Origin of the sequence: Amycolatopsis sp. NBC_00345 (genome assembly GCF_036116635.1) — a bacterium.
Classification (GTDB): Bacteria; Actinomycetota; Actinomycetes; order Mycobacteriales; family Pseudonocardiaceae; genus Amycolatopsis.
This window is the reverse complement of record NZ_CP107995.1, coordinates 1,918,275-1,939,197: the sequence shown is the minus strand read 5'-3', so window position 1 is coordinate 1,939,197 and position 20,923 is coordinate 1,918,275. Positions and strand designations below refer to the sequence as shown.

Annotated in this window: 24 protein-coding genes and 1 pseudogene; 12 read left to right on the top strand and 13 right to left on the bottom strand. The window is 69.8% G+C overall.

Going from position 1 to position 20,923, the window contains the following annotated elements; translation table 11 throughout:
• Positions 1–3: 3 nt before the first annotated feature.
• Positions 4–363 carry a nuclear transport factor 2 family protein gene (locus tag OG943_RS08580; protein WP_328609164.1) on the bottom strand — a complete coding sequence of 120 codons (360 nt, stop codon included), beginning with the start codon at positions 361–363 and terminating at the stop codon, positions 4–6.
• 117 nt (positions 364–480) lie between these two features.
• On the opposite strand from OG943_RS08580, the gene OG943_RS08575 reads away from it, so the two are divergent.
• Both OG943_RS08575 and OG943_RS08570 read left to right on the top strand, forming a co-directional pair.
• A complete protein-coding gene (locus OG943_RS08575; protein WP_328609163.1) occupies positions 481–1,290 on the top strand; it encodes a helix-turn-helix domain-containing protein in 810 nt (269 codons plus the stop codon).
• A 101-nt stretch (positions 1,291–1,391) separates the two neighbouring features.
• Complete coding sequence (locus OG943_RS08570) at positions 1,392–2,123, top strand: SDR family oxidoreductase (protein WP_328609162.1); 732 nt, start codon at positions 1,392–1,394, stop codon at positions 2,121–2,123.
• Position 2,124: 1 nt separating this feature from the next.
• On the opposite strand, the gene OG943_RS08565 is transcribed toward OG943_RS08570, so the two are convergent.
• On the bottom strand, positions 2,125–3,306 hold the full coding sequence (locus OG943_RS08565) for a macrolide family glycosyltransferase (RefSeq protein WP_328609161.1): 1,182 nt from the start codon (positions 3,304–3,306) through the stop codon (positions 2,125–2,127).
• 130 nt (positions 3,307–3,436) lie between these two features.
• On the opposite strand from OG943_RS08565, the gene OG943_RS08560 reads away from it, so the two are divergent.
• A complete protein-coding gene (locus OG943_RS08560; RefSeq protein WP_328609160.1) occupies positions 3,437–4,036 on the top strand; it encodes a TetR/AcrR family transcriptional regulator in 600 nt (199 codons plus the stop codon).
• Between the two features lie 196 nt (positions 4,037–4,232).
• On the opposite strand, the gene OG943_RS08555 is transcribed toward OG943_RS08560, so the two are convergent.
• Both OG943_RS08555 and OG943_RS08550 read right to left on the bottom strand, forming a co-directional pair.
• Positions 4,233–4,766, bottom strand: coding sequence for a DUF222 domain-containing protein (locus OG943_RS08555; protein ID WP_328609159.1), 534 nt, complete (start codon positions 4,764–4,766; stop codon positions 4,233–4,235).
• A gap of 191 nt (positions 4,767–4,957) precedes the next feature.
• Positions 4,958–5,560, bottom strand: a complete 603-nt coding sequence (locus tag OG943_RS08550) for a TetR/AcrR family transcriptional regulator (RefSeq protein ID WP_328609158.1) — start codon at positions 5,558–5,560, stop codon at positions 4,958–4,960.
• 119 nt (positions 5,561–5,679) lie between these two features.
• On the opposite strand from OG943_RS08550, the gene OG943_RS08545 reads away from it, so the two are divergent.
• The 3 genes from OG943_RS08545 to OG943_RS08535 are packed head-to-tail and all read left to right on the top strand — an operon-like array spanning position 5,680 to position 8,597.
• Positions 5,680–6,867 carry an MFS transporter gene (locus OG943_RS08545; RefSeq protein WP_328609157.1) on the top strand — a complete coding sequence of 396 codons (1,188 nt, stop codon included), beginning with the start codon at positions 5,680–5,682 and terminating at the stop codon, positions 6,865–6,867.
• A gap of 15 nt (positions 6,868–6,882) precedes the next feature.
• Positions 6,883–7,671, top strand: coding sequence for a cyclase family protein (locus tag OG943_RS08540; RefSeq protein ID WP_328609156.1), 789 nt, complete (start codon positions 6,883–6,885; stop codon positions 7,669–7,671).
• Positions 7,668–8,597 (top strand): fumarylacetoacetate hydrolase family protein, encoded by a 930-nt coding sequence (locus OG943_RS08535; protein ID WP_328609155.1) that lies wholly within the window; start codon positions 7,668–7,670, stop codon positions 8,595–8,597. The genes OG943_RS08540 and OG943_RS08535 overlap by 4 nt, the downstream gene beginning before the upstream one ends.
• On the opposite strand, the gene OG943_RS08530 is transcribed toward OG943_RS08535, so the two are convergent.
• The 7 genes from OG943_RS08530 to OG943_RS08505 are packed head-to-tail and all read right to left on the bottom strand — an operon-like array spanning position 8,598 to position 13,578.
• Positions 8,598–9,407 carry an SDR family NAD(P)-dependent oxidoreductase gene (locus tag OG943_RS08530; protein ID WP_328609154.1) on the bottom strand — a complete coding sequence of 270 codons (810 nt, stop codon included), beginning with the start codon at positions 9,405–9,407 and terminating at the stop codon, positions 8,598–8,600.
• 53 nt (positions 9,408–9,460) lie between these two features.
• A complete protein-coding gene (locus OG943_RS08525) occupies positions 9,461–10,393 on the bottom strand; it encodes an aldo/keto reductase (protein ID WP_328609153.1) in 933 nt (310 codons plus the stop codon).
• Positions 10,386–10,553 (bottom strand): hypothetical protein, encoded by a 168-nt coding sequence (locus OG943_RS48295; protein ID WP_442874699.1) that lies wholly within the window; start codon positions 10,551–10,553, stop codon positions 10,386–10,388. Before OG943_RS48295 ends, OG943_RS08525 begins: the two co-directional genes overlap by 8 nt.
• A 46-nt stretch (positions 10,554–10,599) precedes the next feature.
• Entirely contained in the window at positions 10,600–11,364 is a 765-nt protein-coding gene (locus OG943_RS08520) for an SDR family oxidoreductase (protein WP_328609152.1), read from the bottom strand.
• A gap of 16 nt (positions 11,365–11,380) precedes the next feature.
• Positions 11,381–12,619, bottom strand: coding sequence for an aromatic ring-hydroxylating oxygenase subunit alpha (locus tag OG943_RS08515; protein ID WP_328609151.1), 1,239 nt, complete (start codon positions 12,617–12,619; stop codon positions 11,381–11,383).
• Positions 12,620–12,649: 30 nt separating this feature from the next.
• Positions 12,650–13,240: an aromatic-ring-hydroxylating dioxygenase subunit beta gene (locus OG943_RS08510; RefSeq protein WP_328609150.1), complete on the bottom strand. Its 591-nt coding sequence runs from the start codon at positions 13,238–13,240 to the stop codon at positions 12,650–12,652.
• Positions 13,240–13,578 carry a non-heme iron oxygenase ferredoxin subunit gene (locus OG943_RS08505; protein ID WP_328609149.1) on the bottom strand — a complete coding sequence of 113 codons (339 nt, stop codon included), beginning with the start codon at positions 13,576–13,578 and terminating at the stop codon, positions 13,240–13,242. The genes OG943_RS08510 and OG943_RS08505 overlap by 1 nt, the downstream gene beginning before the upstream one ends.
• A 101-nt stretch (positions 13,579–13,679) precedes the next feature.
• On the opposite strand from OG943_RS08505, the gene OG943_RS08500 reads away from it, so the two are divergent.
• The 3 genes and pseudogenes from OG943_RS08500 to OG943_RS48290 all read left to right on the top strand — a co-directional run.
• Complete coding sequence (locus OG943_RS08500; protein WP_328609148.1) at positions 13,680–14,300, top strand: TetR/AcrR family transcriptional regulator; 621 nt, start codon at positions 13,680–13,682, stop codon at positions 14,298–14,300.
• Between the two features lie 58 nt (positions 14,301–14,358).
• Positions 14,359–15,012 carry a response regulator transcription factor gene (locus tag OG943_RS08495; protein WP_328609147.1) on the top strand — a complete coding sequence of 218 codons (654 nt, stop codon included), beginning with the start codon at positions 14,359–14,361 and terminating at the stop codon, positions 15,010–15,012.
• A 103-nt stretch (positions 15,013–15,115) separates the two neighbouring features.
• A pseudogene (locus tag OG943_RS48290) lies at positions 15,116–15,616 on the top strand (HAMP domain-containing protein); the annotation flags it as partial.
• Between the two features lie 190 nt (positions 15,617–15,806).
• Here the strand turns inward: OG943_RS48290 and OG943_RS08485 are convergent.
• Both OG943_RS08485 and OG943_RS08480 read right to left on the bottom strand, forming a co-directional pair.
• Positions 15,807–16,961 carry a CaiB/BaiF CoA transferase family protein gene (locus OG943_RS08485; RefSeq protein ID WP_328609145.1) on the bottom strand — a complete coding sequence of 385 codons (1,155 nt, stop codon included), beginning with the start codon at positions 16,959–16,961 and terminating at the stop codon, positions 15,807–15,809.
• 10 nt (positions 16,962–16,971) lie between these two features.
• Positions 16,972–18,129: an acyl-CoA dehydrogenase family protein gene (locus OG943_RS08480; RefSeq protein WP_328609144.1), complete on the bottom strand. Its 1,158-nt coding sequence runs from the start codon at positions 18,127–18,129 to the stop codon at positions 16,972–16,974.
• A 100-nt stretch (positions 18,130–18,229) separates the two neighbouring features.
• On the opposite strand from OG943_RS08480, the gene OG943_RS08475 reads away from it, so the two are divergent.
• The 3 genes from OG943_RS08475 to OG943_RS08465 all read left to right on the top strand — a co-directional run bounded on the left by OG943_RS08475 (position 18,230) and on the right by OG943_RS08465 (position 20,919).
• Entirely contained in the window at positions 18,230–19,165 is a 936-nt protein-coding gene (locus tag OG943_RS08475) for a LysR family transcriptional regulator (protein WP_328609143.1), read from the top strand.
• Between the two features lie 120 nt (positions 19,166–19,285).
• Positions 19,286–20,104 (top strand): FAS1-like dehydratase domain-containing protein, encoded by an 819-nt coding sequence (locus OG943_RS08470; RefSeq protein WP_328609142.1) that lies wholly within the window; start codon positions 19,286–19,288, stop codon positions 20,102–20,104.
• Positions 20,101–20,919 carry an HpcH/HpaI aldolase/citrate lyase family protein gene (locus OG943_RS08465; RefSeq protein ID WP_328609141.1) on the top strand — a complete coding sequence of 273 codons (819 nt, stop codon included), beginning with the start codon at positions 20,101–20,103 and terminating at the stop codon, positions 20,917–20,919. Before OG943_RS08470 ends, OG943_RS08465 begins: the two co-directional genes overlap by 4 nt.
• Positions 20,920–20,923 lie beyond the last annotated feature (4 nt).

Below are 20,923 nucleotides of genomic sequence, written 5' to 3'. Positions count from 1 at the left end.
GGCTCAGACCTCGTTGTTCCACATGCGGAACACACTGCAGGCCCCGTCGTCGAAGGTCACGGTCCACAGGTTCGCGAACGTGCCGAGCTTGCGGTAGGTCCCGGTCCCGCCGACCGCGGCGGTGTCCCCGCTGATCCCGAGCACGGCCCACTCGAAGTCCCAGCCGCCTTCCTGCCACTCCCGCCGGTCGAGCCAGCCGCGCACGATCTCCGCCCGGCCGATCCAGGCCGTCTCGTACGGCCACTCGTGGTACTCGGCGTCCTCGGTGAAGAGCGCGGCGATGTCGTCCTCGGCCTGGGTCTTCCACGCGTGCACGTAGCGCTCGACCCACGCCCGGACCTCCGGCTCGGTGACGGCGTTCATCGTTTCCTCTCGACGGCGGGACTCCGGCAACGATCATGCGCGACGCGGCCGGAGTCCCGGAACGGCCTGGCTTCCTGGGTGCGCGGCTCCTAGGAAGCACGCTGTTACCGTGAGGTGGTGAGCGGCTCCGAACTGGGCGAATTCCTTCGCGCGCAGCGTGCCCGGCTGACCCCGGGCGACGTCGGCATGGCCAGCCACGGCCCCCGTCGCGTCGCGGGCCTGCGCCGGGAAGAAGTGGCCGTGCTGGCCGGCGTCAGCGCGGACTATTACGCGCGCCTCGAACAGGGCCGCGAGCGCAATCCGTCGAGCCCGGTCCTCGACGCGATCGGCCGCGCGCTGCGGCTGGACCCGGACGCGCTCGGGCACGCCTACCGGCTCGCGGGCCTCACCCCCGGCACGCGGCTGTGCACCCCGGACGACGTCGACCCGGCCCTGCTGCGGCTGATGGGCACCTTCCCCGCCGCGGTCGCCTACGTCACCAACCGCCGGCTCGACCTGCTCGCCACCAACGCCCTCGCCGACGCCCTGCTCGCGCCGATGGGCAAACCGGCCAACATGGTGCACGCGCTGTTCACCGATCCGGCCGCCCGGACGCTCTTCGCCGACTGGGACACCATCGCCGCGAGCGCGGTCGACGCGCTGCGGCTGGCCAGCGGCTACGACCGGGCCGACGTCGCGGAGATCGTCGCCGAACTGCGCGGCGCCAGCCCGGCGTTCGCGGCCATGTGGCACGACAACCGGGCCCAGGGCCTCGCCGGGACCACCAAACGGTTCGATCACCCCGAGGTCGGCCGTATCGAGCTGACCTATCAGACCTTCGACGTCCGCGGCGCGTCCGGCCAGTACCTCCTGGTCGGCACGGCCGAGCCGGGCAGCCCCAGCGCCGACGCGCTCGCCCTGCTCGGCTCCCTCCACGCCACCGCCTGAACCAGGGTGCGCCACACCCAGGTAAACGCGCCCTTCTTCCGCCCCGGGCGGCGCGGCAAGCTCGATCGTGAAACTGTCACCCGATCGAGGGGAACACCCGCATGACCACCGGGAGCAAGATCGTCCTGATCACCGGGGCGAGCAGCGGCATCGGTGAAGCGACCGCCCGGCGGCTGGCCGCCGACGGCCACCACGTCGTCCTCGGCGCCCGCCGCACCGACCGGCTTTCCGCACTGGCACAGGAAATCCGGGCCGACGGCGGCCACGCCGACCATCACGAACTCGACGTCACCGACCTCGGCAGCATGCGCGCCTTCGCCGACGCCGCCCACGACCGGCACGGCCGGGTGGACGTGCTCGTCAACAACGCCGGCGTGATGCCACTGTCCAGTTTGGACCAGCTGCGGATCGACGACTGGAACCGGATGATCGACGTCAACCTGCGCGGCACCCTGCACGGCATCGCCGCCGTCCTCCCGCTTATGCGCGCCCGCGGGACCGGCCACGTCGTGAACGTCGCGTCGACCTCGGCCTACCGGGTCGACCCGACCGCGGCCGTCTACTGCGCCACCAAGTACGCCGTCCGGGCCCTGTCCGAAGGCCTGCGCCAGGAGAACACCGAGCTGCGCGTCACCGTCGTCAGCCCCGGTTACACCCGCTCCGAGCTCACCGACTCCGGCGGCGATCCCAACGTTCGCGCAGCCGTGCGCGCCGCGGCCGAGCAGCTCGCCATTCCGGCGTCTGCCGTCGCGGGCGCCATCGGCTACGCGATCGCCCAGCCCGCCGAGGTCGACGTGAACGAGCTGGTCGTCCGGCCCACCGCGCAGTCCTGAATCAGGCGAGCAGCCGCTCGAGCGCGTCGGCGGCGGCGGGCGCGCCACCGGCTTCGCGGAGCACCTTGGCCATGTCGGCGAGGTTCGCCCGGATCGAGGGGTCGTCCGCGACGGCGTCGACCGCCTCGCGCAGTTCGTCCGCGGTCGGCTCCTCGGGCAGCCGGCGGCCGAGCCCGAGTTCTTCCACCCGGCGGCCGTTCGCCGCCTGTTCGCCCATCTGCGGCGCACTCACCATCGGCACCTCGGCGACGAGTGATTCCATCGTCGAATTCATCCCCGAGTGGGTGAGGAACGCGGTGGCGCGGCCGAGCACCGCCGGTTGCGGGAAGTAGGGCCGCACCTCGAAGTTGGCCGGGATCGGCCCGAGTTCGGCGCGATCCACCTGGTCGCCGATCGCCATCACGACCTGCCAGCCGGTCCCGCCGAACGCCTCGAGGCACAGCCGGAAGAACTCCGGCCGGTTGTTCATGGCGGTGCCCAGTGAAATGAACAGCAGCCGGGTACCGGGGGCGGGCGGCTGCCAGTCGGCGGCGCCTTCGCGGCCGTCGACGGACGGGCCGACGAAGACGAACCGCTCGTCGAAGCTGTCCCCCGCGTACTGGAACCGGCGCGGCAGGAACACGAGGTTCAGGTCTTCGGCCACGGGGGCGAAAAGCGCGCCCACCGGCCGGGAAACGCCGCTCTCCTCGGCGAACCGGCGGATCCGCTCCAGCGCGCCGGCCAGCTCGGGGACGTCGGCGCCGAGCCCGGGGAACAGCTCCTCCCGCAGCGAGTAGTGCTCGTTGGAGGCAAAGCTGGTGAACAGCTGCACCGCGGGAACGTCCAGCAGCGCGGCGAGCATCGGCCCGGCGGGCAGCATCCCGTCGTAACACACCGCGTCGGGACGGTCGTGCTCGAACCGGGCGAGCAGTTCCGGCAGGGTCCGCTCGGTCTGCGCGATGATCATGTCCGCCATCATGCCCATGAGCTGCGGGGTGATCTCGATCTTGCCCGGCCGCCTCGGGCGCTCCCAGGCCGGCAGCTCGGCGAAGTCCGCACCGGCGCCGGTGACGGCGTCCCGGAACGGCTCCGGGACGGGGTAAGTCACCCGATGGCCACGGCGGACGAGCTCCCGCACGAGCGGCAGCGTCGGGTTGACGTGGCCGGGTGCGGGCATGCTGACGACGGCGAAGTGCTGGGTCATGGTTCCCTCTGGGGTTGGTCAAGCTTGCGCCAACGGCGCCGACCGGCTTGTATCGCACCAGCCGATCGAAGATAGAGGACAAGTAGGCCTCTATCTTAGGCGTGATCCAGAGAGGTGTGCAAGATCGTCCATGCCGTCCCCCGAACCGTCCGTCGATCACCGCACCCTCAGCCGGCGCCGCGGCAAGGAACTCGACGACGCCATCCTCGACGCGGCCCTGGCCGAGCTGACCGAGTACGGGTACGCGGCCTTCAGCCTCGACCGGGTCGCCGAACGGGCCCGCACCGGCAAGACGTCGGTCTACAAACGCTGGCCCGGACGCCCGGAGATCGTGATCGCCCTGCTGAGCCGGCTGCCCGAGCGCATCGAACTGCCCGACACCGGCGACCTGCGCGAAGACCTGCTCGCCCTGCTGCGCACCCTCGCGAACCGGCTCGCCGGACCGCTCGGCCAGGTGATGCCGGGCCTGCTCGCCGAGTCGATCAAGGATCCCGAACTCCGCGACGCCTTCCGCGCGCACATCTTCGCCGCCCGCCCCCTGCCCACCCAGCAGATCCTGCAACGGGCCATCGAACGAGGGCAGGCCACCGACTCGGCAGCGGGCCTGCAGGTCGCGATGATCGGCCCGGCGCTCATCCGCGAGCACTTCCTGCTCCACGGCGCACCCATCCCCGAATCGGTGATCGCCGACATCGTCGACAACACCGTGCTGCCCCTCGTGACGCCGTGAGCGGTGCTTACGGCAGGAGCGGCCCCGGATTCGCGCGACGCTCGACCTCGACCACGCCGGAGAGGCGGCCGGCGCTCACGCAGGGTCTTCTTCGAGACCATGCCGTATTCCGTTCAGCAGTTGCCTATCGCTCCGATGAATCGGACGCCAAGCTGTCGGCGATTGGTCGATGCCGAGTTGAAGCGAATGCCGGCGGCTATGCGCCGGGGTCAGGCGGCTGCCTCATGCCCGGCCCCGCCTGCGGTGTCTTTGACTCGGCTTTCGTGCAATGGTGGTGGGGCAGATCACACAGCAAGGTGGACATCGTCTCGTCCTGATGAACCAAACACACACTGCGATCGCGCCGACGCGCCCGGGATCTTCGCTCATACCCCTCGGCATCCACCTTCTGCACCACCCGATTCACCGCAGCCCGTAACGACGACGGATTCTTCCCCACCAACCGCGACGCGACAATCGCATCAACCTGACCGGCCATCTCATCGGACAGGGCGATCGTCGGCTCGAAAACCATCCGCGCTTTGAAAGCATCGATTTCTCCGCGCCGGAATGCTGCGAACGTCTTCGGGAGCCGGGTTGTCAGCGCCTGCGCCAACGCGACATCAGCCCCAGCGCGCCGCTCTGTCACCGACAACTCCAACGCCAGCTCCGCCGTCACCGACCGGACAGAACCGCCCGCTGCCGCGAACAACGCGACATCAGCGGCCTGCTCGGCCTCCAGCCGCGCCACCCGGACAGCCCGTTCATGAATCCGAGACAAAACATCGGAAGAAGCATCCCCATAACAACTCACCCCACAATTTTACCGACACCACCCACCAAAAACCTCACCAAAACGAGTGAACAAAACATCTCCCATATCAACCATTAAGTCCGCCCAGAATTCGGTTGACAAGCAGCCTCACTGTGACTTGCCAGACCTCAGCCGTACCGCAACGCCGCCACAATGAACGAGCGCAAGATATCCTGCTTCTGATCGATGCGAGGCTTATCGGTCAGATTGCTCACCCGCACCTCGTAAGAGGACTTCGTCAGCGCGCCCACAGAAAACAGATAAGCCCAATGGTGGAACCCATCCGGCTTACCAGGCAGCGCCTCACGTAGAGCCTTGATGAACTCGCGCGCCATCGGGTCGAACAACTCCGCAATCACCGGACGCTGCTGGCTCGACGGGTCGGACGCCTCGCGCATCACCAGCCGGGCGAACCAGATGTCGTCCGGATCGTCGTGCAGGGCCAGTACCGGGTCGGCGAAGGCGTGCACGATCTGCTCCACCGCGTCATCGGCCCGCAGGTCCGGAATGGCCGCGAGGCGGGCCAGCCGTTGCTCGTTGACGTACTGGCGGCCCTCGAAGATCGCCACGTAGAGCCCGAGTTTCGAGGTGAAGTGGTAGACCACCAGCGAGAGCTTGGCGTCCGCCTCCGCGGCGATCTGCCGCATCGTCGCCCCGTCGTAGCCTTCTCGCGCGAACACCTTTTCGGCCGCGCGCAGGATCGCCGCACGGCGCCCGCCGTCACTCGTCACCGGGGCCACCCTTTCCGGTCGGATCGATCACCGAAACTCGCTCTTGCCCCACTCTACTGTACGTACGTACAGTCAGTCGCCAACGGGGACGAAGAAGTTCACCGAAGGGACTGGTCCGCATGAGGGCTTCCGTCAGATGGGTCGTGCTCGCCGGCGCGTTCATGGCCTACATGTTCGACTCGCTCGAGATCCTGCTGCTGTCCTACGCGCTGCCCGACATCCGCACGACGTTCGGGCTGACCGCGACCCAGGGCGGCCTGCTCGCGACCGCGACGCTGCTCGGCATCGGGGTCAGCAGCGTGACCGTCGGCTGGCTCGCCGACAACTACGGCCGCAAACGGGCGCTCTTGCTCTCGCTCGCGGTGTTCGGCGTCTTCACCGCGGCGCTCCCGCTGGTGCCGAACTTCGCGGTGTTCCTGCTGCTGCGCTTCGTCGCCGGGCTGGGCCTCGGCGGGGTCTGGGGCGCCGTTTCGACTTACGTGGTCGAGACCTGGCCTGCCGCCCAGCGCGGCCGCGCGGTCGCCTTCGTGCTCAGTTCGTTCCCCGTGGGCGGGGCGGTCGCCGCGCTGCTGGCCGGCGCGCTGCTGCCGGACTGGCGCCTGCTGTTCTTCCTGGCCGGGGCGGGCGTTGTGGTGCCGATGCTGATCGTCGCCCTGTTCTTCACCGAATCAGCCGAATGGGCCCGGCAGAAGAGCACCCCGGTGAAAATCGCCGAGATCTTCTCCCCCGCACTGCGGCGGAACACCCTCCTCGGCACCGCGGTGGCCGCGCTCGCCCTGTTCGGCTGGTGGGGCGGCTCCACCTGGCTGCCGACCTTCCTGCACACCGACCGCGGCATCCCCACGGCCACCGTCGCCCTGTTCATGACCGTGCTGAACCTCGGCATGTTCGTCGGCTACAACGTCTTCGGCCTGATCGCCGACCGGATCGGCCGCAAGTACGCGCTGCTCCTGTCACTGGCCGGCGTCGGGCTCACCCTGCCGCTCTACGTCGTCGCCGCCGACCGGACGGCGCTGCTCTGGCTGGGCCCGCTGTTCGCCTTCTTCGCCGCCTTCACCGGGATCTTCGGCTCCTACCTGGGCGAGCTGTTCCCGACCCGGGTGCGGGCGACCGGCGCCGGGTTCTGCTTCAACGTCGGACGCGGCGTGTCCGCCTTGGCCCCGCTGGCACTGGGCGCGCTGGCGACCGGCGCCGGGCTCGGCACCGGCCTGCTCGTGTGCGCCGGGATCATCCTCTGCGCGGCGTTCGCCATGACCTTCCTGCCCAACCTGCACAGCGCGGCCCCGGTGCCCGCGCCGGCCACCTGAGACCGAAGGAACCCCATGCCCACGTTCGTCGACATCTCCGTCGCGCTGCGGTCCGGCATCGCGTCCGACCCGCCGGGGTCGACCCCGGAGATCGAGTACCTCGGTCACCGCGACACCGTGGACGGCATGCTCGCCCACTTCCCCGGCGCGGGCCCCGAAGTCCTGCCCGACGGCGAGGGCTGGGCGATCGAGCGGATCCGGCTGTCCACCCACTGCGGCACCCACCTGGACGCGCCGTACCACTACGCGTCCACAATGGACAACGGGCAGCGGGCGATCACGGTCGACGAGGTGCCACTGGAATGGTGCTTCCAGCCCGGCGTGAAGCTCGACTTCCGGGACCTGCCCGACGGCTACGTCGTGACACCCGACGACATCGACCTCGAACTCAAACGCATCGGGCACACGCTGAGCCCGCTCGAGATCGTCGTCGTCAACACAAGTGCCGGGACCCGCTACGGCGAGGACGACTACCTCGCCCGCGGCTGCGGCATGGGCCGGGACGCCACGCTGCACCTGCTCCGCCAAGGCGTCCGGGTCACCGGGACCGACGCGTGGAGCTGGGACGCGCCGTTCGTCCACACCGCCCGCCGGTTCGCCGAAACCGGGGACGGCTCGATCATCTGGGAAGGCCACAAGGCCGGCCGGGAGATCGGCTACTGCCATCTCGAAAAGCTGCACAACCTGGAAGCGTTGCCCGCGACCGGATTCCGGGTCTCCTGCTTCCCCCATAAGATCCACGCGGCCTCCGCGGGCTGGACCCGGGCCGTGGCCATCATCGACGACACCGAGGAGAACGCATGAAATTCGCCGCCCTGCTCATCGACGGCCGGTACCGGCAAGCGCTCGTGCGCGACGACCGGCTGCACCCGCTCCCGGACGGCACCGACCTGTTCGAGCTGCTGGCCGCCGGCCCCGGCGAAGACGAAGTGCTGAGCCGGTGCTCGTCGCCCGTCGCGCTCGCCGGCCAGCGGCTCCTGCCGCCCGTCCAGGCCGGGTCCATCCGGGACTTCATCACCTTCGAACAGCACGTCGAAGGCTCGTTCAAGGGCAGCCGCGACCCCGCGGTCGTCCCGGAGTGGTACGAGATCCCGACGTTCTACTTCACCAACCCGTACGCGCTGATCGGCCCCACCGACCCGGTCCCGATGCCGCCCGGCTGCACCGTTTTCGACTTCGAGCTCGAAGTCGCCGCCGTCATCGGCACCGGCGGCCGCAACCTGCGCGTCGACGAGGCCGAAGGGCACATCGCCGGCTACAGCATCTTCAACGACTGGTCGGCGCGCGACCTGCAGATGCACGAAATGCGCGTCGGCCTCGGCCCGGCCAAGGGCAAGGACACCGCCTCCACGCTCGGGCCCTACCTGGTGACCCCGGACGAGCTCGAGCCCTACCGCCAGGGCGACCGCTTCGACCTCACCATGTCGGTGTCGGTCAACGGGACCGCCATCGGCAAGGACTCGCTGGCCAACTCGGCGTGGTCGTTCCCGGAGATGGTCGCCTATGCCAGCCGCGGCACCGAAGTGCGGGCCTCGGACATCCTCGGCTCCGGTACCTGCGGCGGCGGCTGCCTGGTCGAGCTGTGGGGCCGCAACGGCGGCGAACGCGTGCCCCCGCCGCTGGCGATCGGCGACACCGTGACCATGGAGGTGACCGGGCTCGGCAGCATCGAGAACTCCGTCATCGCCGGCGATCCGGTGCACCCCGTGCCCCCGGCCCGCTTGCGGTGATCACCACGAGGTACGCGGTTTGGCCTCCCATTCCGGCGGAAGGCCGACCACACGCAGGACCCGGGCCGGCGAAGACCCGGGCGGACGCTCGGCGGTCAGCGCCGCCAGAGCCGGCAGGTCGTCGTTGACGTCGAGAAAGGCGCCGGACAACACGTCGTAGCGGCCCTCCGCCAGGTCGGCGATCATCCGGGCGGCGGTGTCCGGCGGATCGGGGAACCGTTCAGGGGCGACCCGTCCCTGCTCGATCGCCTCGGCGACGAAGGGATTCACGACCCCGCCGGGGTGCAGGCTGAACGCGAGCACGCCCTGCTCCTGCGTCTCGGCGGCGATGCTCTCGCTCAGCCGGATCGCCGCCGCCTTGGCCACCGCGTAGTCGCCGGCCCCGGGCATGGCCGCGGTGCCCGCCCGGCTGGCCACCGTGATGATCCGCCCCGCTTTCCGTTCCAGCATGGACGGCAGCACGGCGCGGGCGAACAGATAGGGCCCGTAGACATTGGCGAGCAGCGTTTCCTGCCACACTCGCGGATCGCTGTCCGCGATGGTCGCGTGGACCGAGGTGGTCCCGCCGGCGTTGTTCACCAAGGCCGTCACCGGGCCGAACGCGTCCTTCGCCCGCGCCACCGCGGCTTCGGCATGACCGGGATCCGAGACGTCGCCGGACACCGTTTCGACCTGAACACCTCGATCGCGCAGCTCACCGGCCACCTCGGCCAGGACGTCCTGACGACGCCCGGTGAGCACGAGCGCGGCACCACGCGCTCCGAGTTCGGTCGCGATGGCCCGGCCGATCGTGCCGGTCGCGCCCGTCACCAGAACTACTTGACCAGTGAGCACATTTTCCTCTTTCTTCGTGAACGTGGGGGTCAGGCCGAAGCGTCGGAGAGCGCCGTCAGCTCCGCGGGGGTCAGTTCCAGGGAGACCGCCGCGAGGAGGTCCGGCAATTGGCCGACGGTGCGAGCGCTGGCAATGGGGGCGGCGACGGTGGGTTGCGCGCCCAGCCAGGCAAGGGAAACCGAAGCGACCGACGCATTGTGTGCCCCCGCGACCTCGTCGAGCACGGCCAGGATCCGCTCGCCACGGGCGTCGAGGTAGGCCAGCGCACCCGCGGCCCGCGGGCTCTTGCTCGCGTCGTCCGTGGAGCGGTACTTGCCGGTCAGGAAGCCCCCGGCGAGTCCGAAGTAGGGCAGCGTCGAGAGGCCTTCGCGGGCCACCAGCGGCGCCAGCTCGTCCTCGTAGTCACGCTTGACCAGGTTGTAGTGCGGCTGCAGCGCGACGTACCGCGCGAAACCTTCGCGGTCGGAGACAGCCAGGGCCTCGGCCAGCCGGGGCGCGGTGTAGTTCGAGGCCGCGATGTAGCGGACCTTGCCGGCGCGCACCAGTTCGTCGAACGCCTGCAGGGTCTCCTCGAACGCGGTATCGGCGTCGTCGCTGTGCGCGTAATACAGGTCGATGTAGTCGGTCTGGAGGCGGCTGAGGGAGTCTTCGACCGCGGCGGCGATGTTCTTCGCCGACAGGCCGGGTCGCGTTCCGAGGTTGCCGACCTTCGTCGCGATCACCACGTCGTCGCGACGGCCGCGCCGGGCCAGCCACTTGCCGATGATCGTCTCGGATTCGCCGCCGACGTGGCCCGGCACGAACGCGGAGTACGAGTCGGCGGTGTCGATGAAGTTCCCGCCCGCCGCCGTGTAGGCGTCGAGGACTTCGAACGACTCCTGCTCGTCCGCGGTGAAGCCGAACACGTTGCCGCCGAGGTTCAGCCCGAAGACGTCGAGGTCGGAATTTCCGATTTTAGTCATGTTCCACTGTGCTTTCTGTTCCACTGTGCTTTCTGTTCCACTGTGCTTTCTGTTCCACTGTGCTTTCTGTTCCACTGTGCTTTCTGTTCCACTGTGCTTTCTGTTCCACTGTGCTTTCTGTTCCACTGTGCTTTCTGTTCCACTGTGCTTTCTGTTCCACTGTGCTTTCTGTTCCACTGCACTTTCGGGATAGTTCGGATACACGTTCACAGGTGCGGGCTTTCCCCGCCGTCGACCATCAAGCGGGTCCCGGTGATCCAGGAAGCCCGGTCCGAAACCAGGAACCCGATCGCCTCGGCGATGTCGGCCGGCTGGCCGACGCGACCGAGCGGCACGGCCACGTCGAACGCCGACTCCTCCAGGCCGAGGTGCTCGGTCATTTCGCGCCGCACCACGTCGGAGCCGGGGCTGGCCACATTGCCCGGCGCCACCGTGACCACGCGGATGCCGCGCGGCGCCAGGTCGTTCGCCAGTCCCTTGCCGTAGGTCTCCAGCGCGGACTTGGCCGCGGCGTAGTGCAGCAACGGGCCCATGGGCGCGTTGGTGATCATCGAGGACAGGTTCACGATCACGCCCGCCCCCTGCGCCACCATCGACGGGACCAGCGCGGCGTTGAGCCGGACCGCCGCCAGGAAGTTGATGTCCAGCGAGGCCTGCCAGGCGTCGTCGCCGATCTCCAGCACGGACGGGAACGGGCGGCCGTCCCCGGCGTTGTTGACGAGGATGTCCACGCCGCCAAGGGTTTCCAGCGCGGCGTCGGCCAGGGCGCGCACGCCGTCACGCGTGCTGACGTCGGCCCGCACGAACTTGGCCGCGGACGGCGTGTGCTCGGTCGGTGTGCGGGCCGAGGTGACCACGGTCGCGCCGGCGTCGAGGAAGCGCTGGACGATCGCCGCCCCGATCCCCCGGCTGCCGCCGGTGACGACGGCCCGCTTGCCTTCCAGCTCGGCCGAAAGTGCTGGGATTGTCATGAGTTGTCCTCTCGTTTCACAACAGCGCGGGACCGGACGGAGCCGGTGTAAGGGGCTCGCCGTCGAGCAGCTCGGCCCAGCGCGTGTAGAAGTAGCGGGCGCCGATGTCGTTGGTCATGTGGCCGGTTTTCCCGTCGAACGGCGGGATCCGGTCGTCGTCCCGGTCCAGGCCGAAGCCCATCTGGTAATTCAGCGGCAGCCGGCGGGCGATGTGACCACGGGACGCCGCCTGGATCTCCGACCAGTTCTCACTGTCGTCGACCTCGACGATGCCGGTGGCCGAGAAACTCAGGGACACCTTGTTGAGCAGCGCGCGCCGGGTCTCGTCGTCGGCGCCGGCGGGGACCATCACCCACGACCAGATCTCCATCTCCCCTGTGCCCCGGGGCTGCCAGACCCGGAAGAGCCCGCTGCCCAGCGCGGAGAAGTTCGGGAAGACATTCATGTGCGCCACCCGCAGCTCCGGCAGAGCGGCGCCGGTTTCGCCCTGTCGCATCGTCAGCGGGAGATGAGCCGGGGTGACCAGGGCACCGGCGTGACCGAGCGCGGTACCCAGCTGCAGGCTGTTCTCGTCCTTGCCCATGGCGGTCAGGTCGGTACCCAGGGCCGACGCTGCGGAGGCGTGAGTGGTCCCCCCGTGGTAGCCGTCGCTGGCGAACTGCTCGGCGGCGAGTTTCCAGTTGCCGACCAGCCGCCATTTCATCGGGCCGACGAATTCGACGTCTTCGTACCGGGTGAGCATCGGGTCGAGCAGCGGTGCCGCGCCGGCGAGATAGTCGGCCAGCGGCGGCACTTCCTCGTCCCAGCAACCGAAAACGAGACCGTGGTAGGTCTCGATCCGCGGGACCTGGAGCAGTGACCAGCCGGGTTTGTCCAGCCGGTTGTGGTAGCTGTGGTCCTCCATCGGGACGTCGACGAGCGTTCCGGCGCTGTTGTAGGACCAGCCGTGGTAGGAGCAGGTGAAACGCTGGGTGTTGCCCAGATCCTGCCGGCACACGCGCATGCCGCGGTGCCGGCAGACGTTGAGGAACGCCTTCAGCCCGCCGTCGCGCTGGCGGGTCACGAGGACCGGGTCCTCGCCCATCAGGGCGGTCACGAAGTCCCCGGGCTTGGGCAGCTGGGATTCGTGGGTCAGGAACAGCCAGCTGCGCGCGAAAACGGTGGCGAGCTCGCGGCGGTAGATCTCCTCGGAATGCAGGACCTCCGGGTTCAGCGAGCCGACCTTGTCGAAGTCCATCAAGTCCTGGTAGGGCATTATCTCTCCGGTTTCAGGGTCTCTCCGGTTTCAGAAGAACAGGCCGATGTTCTTGGCCAGCACCACCGACTGGGCCAGGTGGATCGTGCGAGCCAGGAGGCGGAAATCCGGTTCACCGCCGGGGACCCCGCCGTCGGCCAGGAGGTCGTCGCGGTGCCCGGCGAAGGTGTCGGCGTCGTCCTGCAGGCGGTTGCGGTAGAGCTGGAACACCGACCGCACCTCGTAGGTGCCCGGCCGCTCGCCCTTCCGCGCCTGGACGCCGGTGATGAGCCGGGTGGTGCGGGGCGGCGGGTTGTCCGACCAGGCGGTCGGCTGCTGGATGCGGCGGATGCGGATCGCCAGGCTCTCGTGGGTGTCGTCGTAGTGCGCGAGTTCGCGGCCGCCGGTGCTTTCGAGCGGGAGGTCGCGGTGCAACCGGTTGCGGCGCAACGGCATCCGGTAGCGGATGTCCTCGTGCAGCAGGTCGTACCAGTCGTTGTAGCGGGCTTCGTCCAGCAGCTGGGCTTCGAAGAACAGGAACTGCTCGATGGCGTACTGGGTCGCCGGCTCGACGTACGCCGGTCTGCTCACGGCGGGGGCGCCGGCCGGTCGTGGGCGGTAGGCCTGGGTGGAGATCTGCATCAGTCGCTCCCCGGGGTCGTCGGGCCGCCGAGGTAGATCAGGCCGCCTTCGACCTGTGTCTGCCACGTGGCCACCGGCTCGACGGCCGGGTACACGAGCGCCTCGCCGGTGCGGAGGCAGAACGCGCCGAAATGTGCCGGGCATTCGACCGTTTCGCCGTCGAGGTAGCCCTCCCAGAGCTCGGCGTCGCCGTGGGTGCAGCGGTTCGCGATCGCCCGGACCCCGGTCCCGGTGTGGAAGACGGCCACCTCGCCGTCGGGTGTTTCGGCCCGGACCGCTTCTCCCACCGGGAGGTCGGCGAGGGCGCCGACAAGGTGCCAGGTGGTGTTCGTCGTCATGCCACGACGCTAGGAGCAGGTTCGGAAGAAAGTAAACGACTGAATACATCAGGCCGTGTCTTACCTGGTAGAGACAGCAGAGACCCGAGTACGGTGTTTACATGGCAGAGACCAGGAAGCGGGACGCCGCGAAAACCAGGGCGGCGATCCTGCAGGCGGCCGCGATCCTGTTCGCCGAACAGGGCTATCAGCGGACGACCGTGCGCGCGATCGCGGCGAAGGCCGCTTGCAACCCGGCCCTGATCAGCCGCTACTTCGGCGGCAAGTCATCGCTGTACGCGATGGTCGTCAGCGAGAACATGCCGGGCCATCGGACGATGACCAGCGACGTGCGGACGGGAGCGCGGGCGCGGGAACTCGTCCAGCGGCAGCTGGAGATGGCCCAGCTGACGACCTACGAGGAGCATCGGGAGCGGGTGAGCATCCTGCTGCGCTCGGTCGGGCCCGGCGCGTCCGGCGACGCGATCCGCCAGCTGCTCGACCAGCTCCTCGCGGCCCCGTTCGGCCAGCACGTCGACGGCCCGGACGCGGGCCTGCGGACGAGCCTGCTGTTCGTCCAGCTGTTCGGCCTGAGCCTGCTGCGCGACATGGTCGGGCTGCCCCAGCTCGCCGAAGCCTCCGACGCGGAGATCCTGTGGTACCTCGCCCCCGCCATCCACCAGATCCTGGTTCCCGCCCGGCCTTACCCGGCTTCACGCGGGCCCGCCGGCGCCCACCGGTGATTCCACCCGGGTTCGCCGGAAACCTTTCGGAAACCCCCGGCCCGATACGCTCGCCGCCATGCGGATCTTGGCCGCCGAGGACGAAGTGGCGCTGGCCGGGCTGGTGGCATCCGGGTTGCGTCGCGAAGCGATGGCGGTGGACGTTGTCCACAATGGGCTGGACGCGCAGGAACGGCTGACCCTGCACGATTACGACGTGCTGGTGCTCGATCGGGACCTGCCCGGCAAACACGGGGACGACGTGTGCGCCGAGCTGGCCGCGGCCGGCACCCGGACCAAGGTGCTCATGCTCACCGCGGCCGGGTCGCTGGACGACAAGGTGGACGGGCTCGGGCTCGGCGCCGACGACTACCTCACCAAACCCTTCGAGTACCCGGAGTTGCTGGCGCGCGTGCACGCCCTCGGGCGGCGCAGCCAGCCCGCGCTGCCGCCGGTACTCGTGCACGGCGACCTCCGGCTCGACACGACCAACCACGAAGTCAGCCGCGGCGGGCGGGAAATCGCGTTGTCCCCCAAGGAATTCGCGGTGCTGGCCGTGCTGATGCGCGCGCAGGGCGCGGTGCTCAGCTCCGAGCGGCTGCTCGAACTGGCCTGGGACGAGCACACCGACCCGTTCACCAACGCGGTGCGAGTGGCCGTTTCCAAGCTGCGCACGAAGCTCGGCGAGCCCCCGGTGATCGAAACGGTGCCCGGTGCCGGCTACCGGATCTGACCGCCGCCGGCCGCGGCTCACCGTCCAGGTCAAGCTCACCGCGTTGTACGGCGCGCTCTTCCTTGCCGGCGGCGCGGTCCTGCTGGCCATCATCTACTTGCTGATGCGCAGCCGGTATCCGTTCCTGGTGAAGGACGCCACGCTGCAGGCACAGCAGGTGGGTAACCCGCCGCAGGTGCAGCTTTCCCTGTCCGACGCCCCGCCGGGCGGAATCCCGCCGGCTCAGAGCACCGGGCGGTTCGCCGACAGCCTGGGGGCGATGACCCTGGACACGCTGCTGATCGTCTCAGCGTTGTCGCTGATCGCGGTGACCGTGGTCGCGGTGGCGGTGGCGGTGGCGGTGGCGGCAGGCTGGTGGCTGTCCGGCCGGGCGCTCCGGCCGCTGAACACGATCACCGCGACCGCGCGCCGGCTGTCCTCGTCCAATCTGCACGAACGGCTCGCGCTGCACGGCCCGCGAGACGAACTCACCGAACTGGCCGAAACCTTCGACGACATGCTCGACCGCCTTGAATCGGCGTTCGACAGCCAGCGCCGGTTCGTGGCGAACGCGTCCCACGAACTGCGCACCCCGCTGGCGATCCAGCGCGCCGCGGTGCAGATCGAGCTCGCCCGCAACCCCGGCCCGGCCAAGGCGGCCGAGGTCCGGGAGCAGCTGCTGACCGCGAACCGCGGCACCGCCGACGATCACGACATCGGCATCCCAGTGCACGGCGGTAACCTCTCCTCAGCTGCGGGCGGTGGCGGGCCGGCCACGATTTCGTGGCCGGCGACCCCGTTGATCATCCCCGGGATCAGGGCGCGGCCGGTGCGTCCCGCGCGAACTCGGCGCGAATTGCCCTCGTGTGCTGGCCCACAGCGGGAACCGCGCCCATCAGCGGTTCCTGCCCCGCGACCTCCACCGGGGGCAGCATCGCGGACATGGTGCCGCCAGGGGTGTCAACGCTGCGGAACCGGTGGCGGGCGGTCAACTGCGGGTGGCGGGTCAGGTCTTCCGGGGTGCGCAGCCGGGCGTTCGCGATGCCGGCCGCGTCAAGGAGAGTGGTGACCTGCTCGGCGTCGCGCGCGGAGAACACGCTCTCGATGATGCGTGTCAGTTCCTCGTTGTGGTCAACGCGATCCGGGTTGGTCGCGAAACGGCCGTCCGCGACCAGGTCCGGACGGTCCAGGAGGTCCCGGCACAGCACTGTCCATTCGCGATCGTTCTGGACCGCGAGGAACACCTGCCCGTCGCTCGTCCGGTAAGGGCCGTACGGGGCGATCGACGGGTGCCGGGCGCCGGTCCGGCGGGGTGGTTCGTGGCCGTAGCGGGAAAAGTAGGCCGGCTGGCTCATCCACTCCCCCAGCGCGTCGATCATCGCGACGTGGAGGCTCGCGCCGGTGCCGGTGCGCTCGCGGTCGTACAGCGCGGACAGGATCCCGCTGTAGGCGTACATCCCGGTGGCGATGTCGGCGATGGACATGCCCGCCTTCGCCGGCGCGTCCGGCGTCCCGGTCGCCAGCACGAGCCCGGTTTCGCACTGCACCAGCAGGTCGTAGGCTTTTTTGGCCCGGTACGGCCCGTCCGCCCCGTACCCGGAGATCGAGCAGTGGATCAGCCCGGGTTTCGCCGCGCGCAGCGTCGCCGCGTCCAGGCCGAGCCGGTCGGCCGCACCGGGAACCAGGTTCTGGACGAAGACGTCCGCGTGCGCCACCAGCTTGTCCAGCAGCCGCCGGTCCTCGGTGTCCTTGACGTCGAGCTCGACGCTTTCCTTGCCACGGTTCAACCACACGAAGTAGCTCGACTGACCGTGCACGGTGCGGTCGTACCCGCGCGCGAAGTCGCCGGCACCGGGTCGTTCGATCTTGATCACCCGGGCGCCGAGGTCGGCGAGCTGGCGCGTGGCGAACGGCGCGGCGACCGCCTGTTCGAGCGCGACGACCACGATCCCGTCCAGTGGCTGGGGCATGACCACCTCCTCAGTGCGCGTTCCGGTGGCGCTGCACCAGCTGCTTCGCGATCACGTTGCGCTGGATCTCGTTGGTGCCCTCACCGACGATCATCAACGGCGCGTCGCGGAAGTACCGTTCGACGTCGAACTCGGTCGAGTAGCCGTAACCGCCGTGGATACGCATCGCATTGAGCGCGATCTCCATCGCCGTCTCCGAAGCGAAGAGCTTCGCCATCCCGCATTCCAGGTCGGCGCGCACGCCGGAGTCGTAGCGCCGCGCGGCGTGCAGGGTGAGCTGCCGGGCCGCTTCGAGCTTGGTGGCCATGTCGGCGAGGTAGTTGCCGATAGATTGGTGCTGCCAGATGGGTTTGCCGAAGGTCTCGCGTTCCTGGGCGTAGCGCAGCGAATCTTCCAGCGCCGCCCGGCCGACGCCGAGCGCCCGCGACGCGACCTGGATCCGCCCGATCTCCAGCCCGCGCATCATCTGCGCGAACCCCTCCCCGGCCACGCCGCCCAGCACCGCAGACGCGGGCACGCGCAGGTCGGCGAACGACAGCTCGCAGCTCTCGACGCCCTTGTAGCCCAGCTTCGGCAGGTCGCGCGACACCTCGAAACCGGGGCCCTTCTCCACCAGGAGCACGCTGAACCCCCGGTGCGCCGGCTCGGCCGCCGGGTCGGTCTTGGCCAGCACCGCGATCAGATCCGAGCGGCGGGCGTTGGAAATCCAGGTCTTCGAGCCGTTGACCACGTACTCGTCGCCTTCGAGCCGGGCCTTCGTGCGCAGCGCCTGCAGATCCGAGCCGCCGCCCGGCTCGGTCAGCGCCATGGTCGCCCGCAGTTCGCCGGTCGCCATCTTCGGCAGGTACCTGTCCCGCTGCTCCGGCGTGCCGAAGGTGACGAGCAGCTTGGCGACCACGGTGTGCCCGCCCATCGCGCCGGCCAGGCTCATCCAGCCGCGCGCCAGCTCCTCGGTGACCGCGGCGTAGCACTGCGCCGACACCGCGGCCTCGCCCCAGGGCTCGGGGATGGCCAGGCCGTAGATGCCCAGCTGCTTCATCTGCTCGATGAGCGTCTCCGGGTAGGTGTTCGCGTGTTCGAGCTCCCGCACCACCGGCCGGACCTCGCGGTCGACCCACTCCCGCACGAGCCCGACGATCGCGGCTTCTTCCTCGCTGAGCCAGTCCATCCCGTTCCTCTCGACGCCGGTTCCCTCTATCATGTGCTTTGATGGATGGTGAAGTGAAATAGCATTCATTGATATCGCCATGCCGGACCGGGATGACACGATGGACTTCAGGCAGCTGAAAGCTCTGGTGACCGTGGTGGAGGTCGGCAGCGTGACCAGGGCGGCCGAACTGCTGCACCTCGTCCAGCCGGCGGTGACCCGCCAGATCAAGACACTCGAACAGGAACTCGGCGTGCCCCTGTTCGAACGGACCCGCCAGGGCATGCAGCCCACCGAAGCCGGTCTGACCCTCGCCGGACGCGCCCGGCGCGCCCTGGCCGAACTCGAACGGGCGCGAGCCGAGCTGGCCCCGGAGCCGGGTGTCGTCACCGGCATCGTGAGTATCGGGCTCCTCGAAAGCACCGCCGGCCTGCTCGCCGAACCGCTGGTCGCGTGCCTGCTCCCCGACCATCCGGGGATCGAGTTACGCCTCCAGACCGCCTACTCGGGACACCTGCAGCGCTGGCTCGACGACGGCGACCTCGATCTGAGCCTGCTCTACAACCTCACCGGCTCGCCGTCGCTCAACGTCACTCCGCTGGTGCGGGAACGGCTCTGGGCCGTCGCGCCGCCGGACGACCGCCTGAGCGCCGACCACCCGGTGCCGATCGGCGACCTCGCCGGGCACCGGTTCGTCATGCCCGCGCCCGGACACGGCTTGCGCGCCTTGATCGAAACGGCCGCCCGCCGCGCCGGGGCCGACCTCTCGGGCGGGGTGCAGACGAATTCCATGGCCCTGCAGAAGCAGCTGGTGGCCGCGGGACACGGCTGGACGATCCTGCCCGCGGTCGGCGTCGCGGACGACGTCGCCGCCGGGACCCTGAGCGCCGCGCCGGTCGGCGATCCGGAGATCTGGCGGTCCATCGTCCTCGCGATGCCGAGGACCGGGCGGATCTCCCCCGCCGTCGAGGTCGTCGCGCGCGAAGTGGTGCGCCTCGTGCGGTCTTTCGTCCGAAAAGGACGGTGGCCTTCGGCGGAACTCACGGCCGAGGGATGAACCGCGGACCGGCTCATCCCCGGCGGGCATGGCGGCATCATCGATCGGCATTTCCGTTCCGGGCCGATGACGTCTCATGATGGGAGTCGACGGAGCGGCGCCAGCACGAGGAGGTACGGAGTGACCGAGACAGTCGAGCGCACCGAGGTGCTGGTGCCCGAGCCGGCGCACGCGCTGGGAGCCCTGCTCGGCGTCGAGGTGCCGGACCTCGAACGCGACGGCCTGCCGTTGCTGTGGCACTGGATCTACCTGCTCGACCGCCCCGCCCAGACCGATCTCGGACCGGACGGGCACCCGGTTCGCCACACCGTGCCCGCGCCGCCCGAGCCGGGACGCCGCCGCATGTGGGCCGGCGGCCGGGTGCGCGCGCCCGGCACGCTGCGGTGCGGCATCCCGGCCACCCGGCGCACCGCGGTCCAGTCGATCCAGCACAAGACCGGGCGAACCGGGCCGTTGACGTTCGTGGTGGTCGAGCACCAGATCGTGCAGCGCGGCGAGGTCGTGGTCGACGAGCGGCAGGACCTCGTCTACCGCGAAGCGACCACCGGCAACGCCGACGCCCCACTGGCAGCCGATGCTGTCCCGGCCGGACCGGACGAGTGGCCCATCGATGTCACCCCCACCCTGCTCTTCCGCTATTCGGCACTGACCTACAACGCCCATCGCATCCACTACGACCGGGACTACGCGCGCGACGTCGAGGGTTACCCGGGGCTGGTCACCCACGGCCCGCTCCAAGCACTCGCCATGGCCGAAGCAGCCCGCAGCCGCGGCTACGGCGCGGAGCCCGAGTTCGCCTACCGGCTCGTCTCGCCGCTGTTCGACCATCAGGGAATGGTGGTTCAGGCCAGCACCGCGGCGGAGGGCATCACCACGGCGGTGCGTGACCACTCCGGCCGGCAGACCGCGTCCGGCCTGATGCGGAGCACCCGGCCGTGACCGAGCTCGTGACCGGCGCCCGCACGTTCCTGTTCGTCCCGGGGCACCGCCCCGATCGGTTCGCCAAGGCGGCCGCGAGCGGGGCCGACCTGGTGATCCTGGATCTCGAGGACGCCGTCGCCCCCGACCGGAAAGACGACGCACGAGAGCACGTCCGCGCCTGGCTCGCCGAGGGGCACCCGGCCGTAGTGCGCGTCAACCCCGGGGACACGCCGTGGCACGACGAGGATGTCGCGGCGATCCGGAACCTCGCGTCCGCGGTCATGCTCCCGAAAGCGGAAGCGCCGCAGCAGATCGAAGCGCTCGCCGCCGGACTCCCCGGAACCCCGATCCTGCCGCTGATCGAGACCGCGCTCGGGGTGGTCCAGGCCGTCGCGGTCTGCGCGGCCGAAGCGGTGGTACGACCGGCGTTCGGCAACGTCGACCTCGCCGCGCAGATCGGCGTCGACCACACCTCGCACGAAGCCCTCCGCCATGCGCGTTCCGCGGTTGTCCTCGCCGCCGCCGCGGCCGGCCGCGCCGCACCGGTCGACGGCGTCACCACGGCGCTCGAGGACGTCGTGATCCTGGACGCCGACCTGGAACACGCGAAATCCCTCGGCTTCACCGCCAAGCTCTGCCTCCACCCGCGGCAGGTCCCCCTCGCGAACCGCGCGCTGAGCCCGACCGACGACGAGATCGCCTGGGCGCACCGGATGCTGAGCCAGCGCGCCTGCGGCTCCGTCACGGTGGTGGACGGCCAGATGGTCGACCGGCCCGTGCTTCTGCGCGCCCAGGCCATTCTGGCGCGCGCCGGCCAACGGCCGCCGCAGTAGCCGT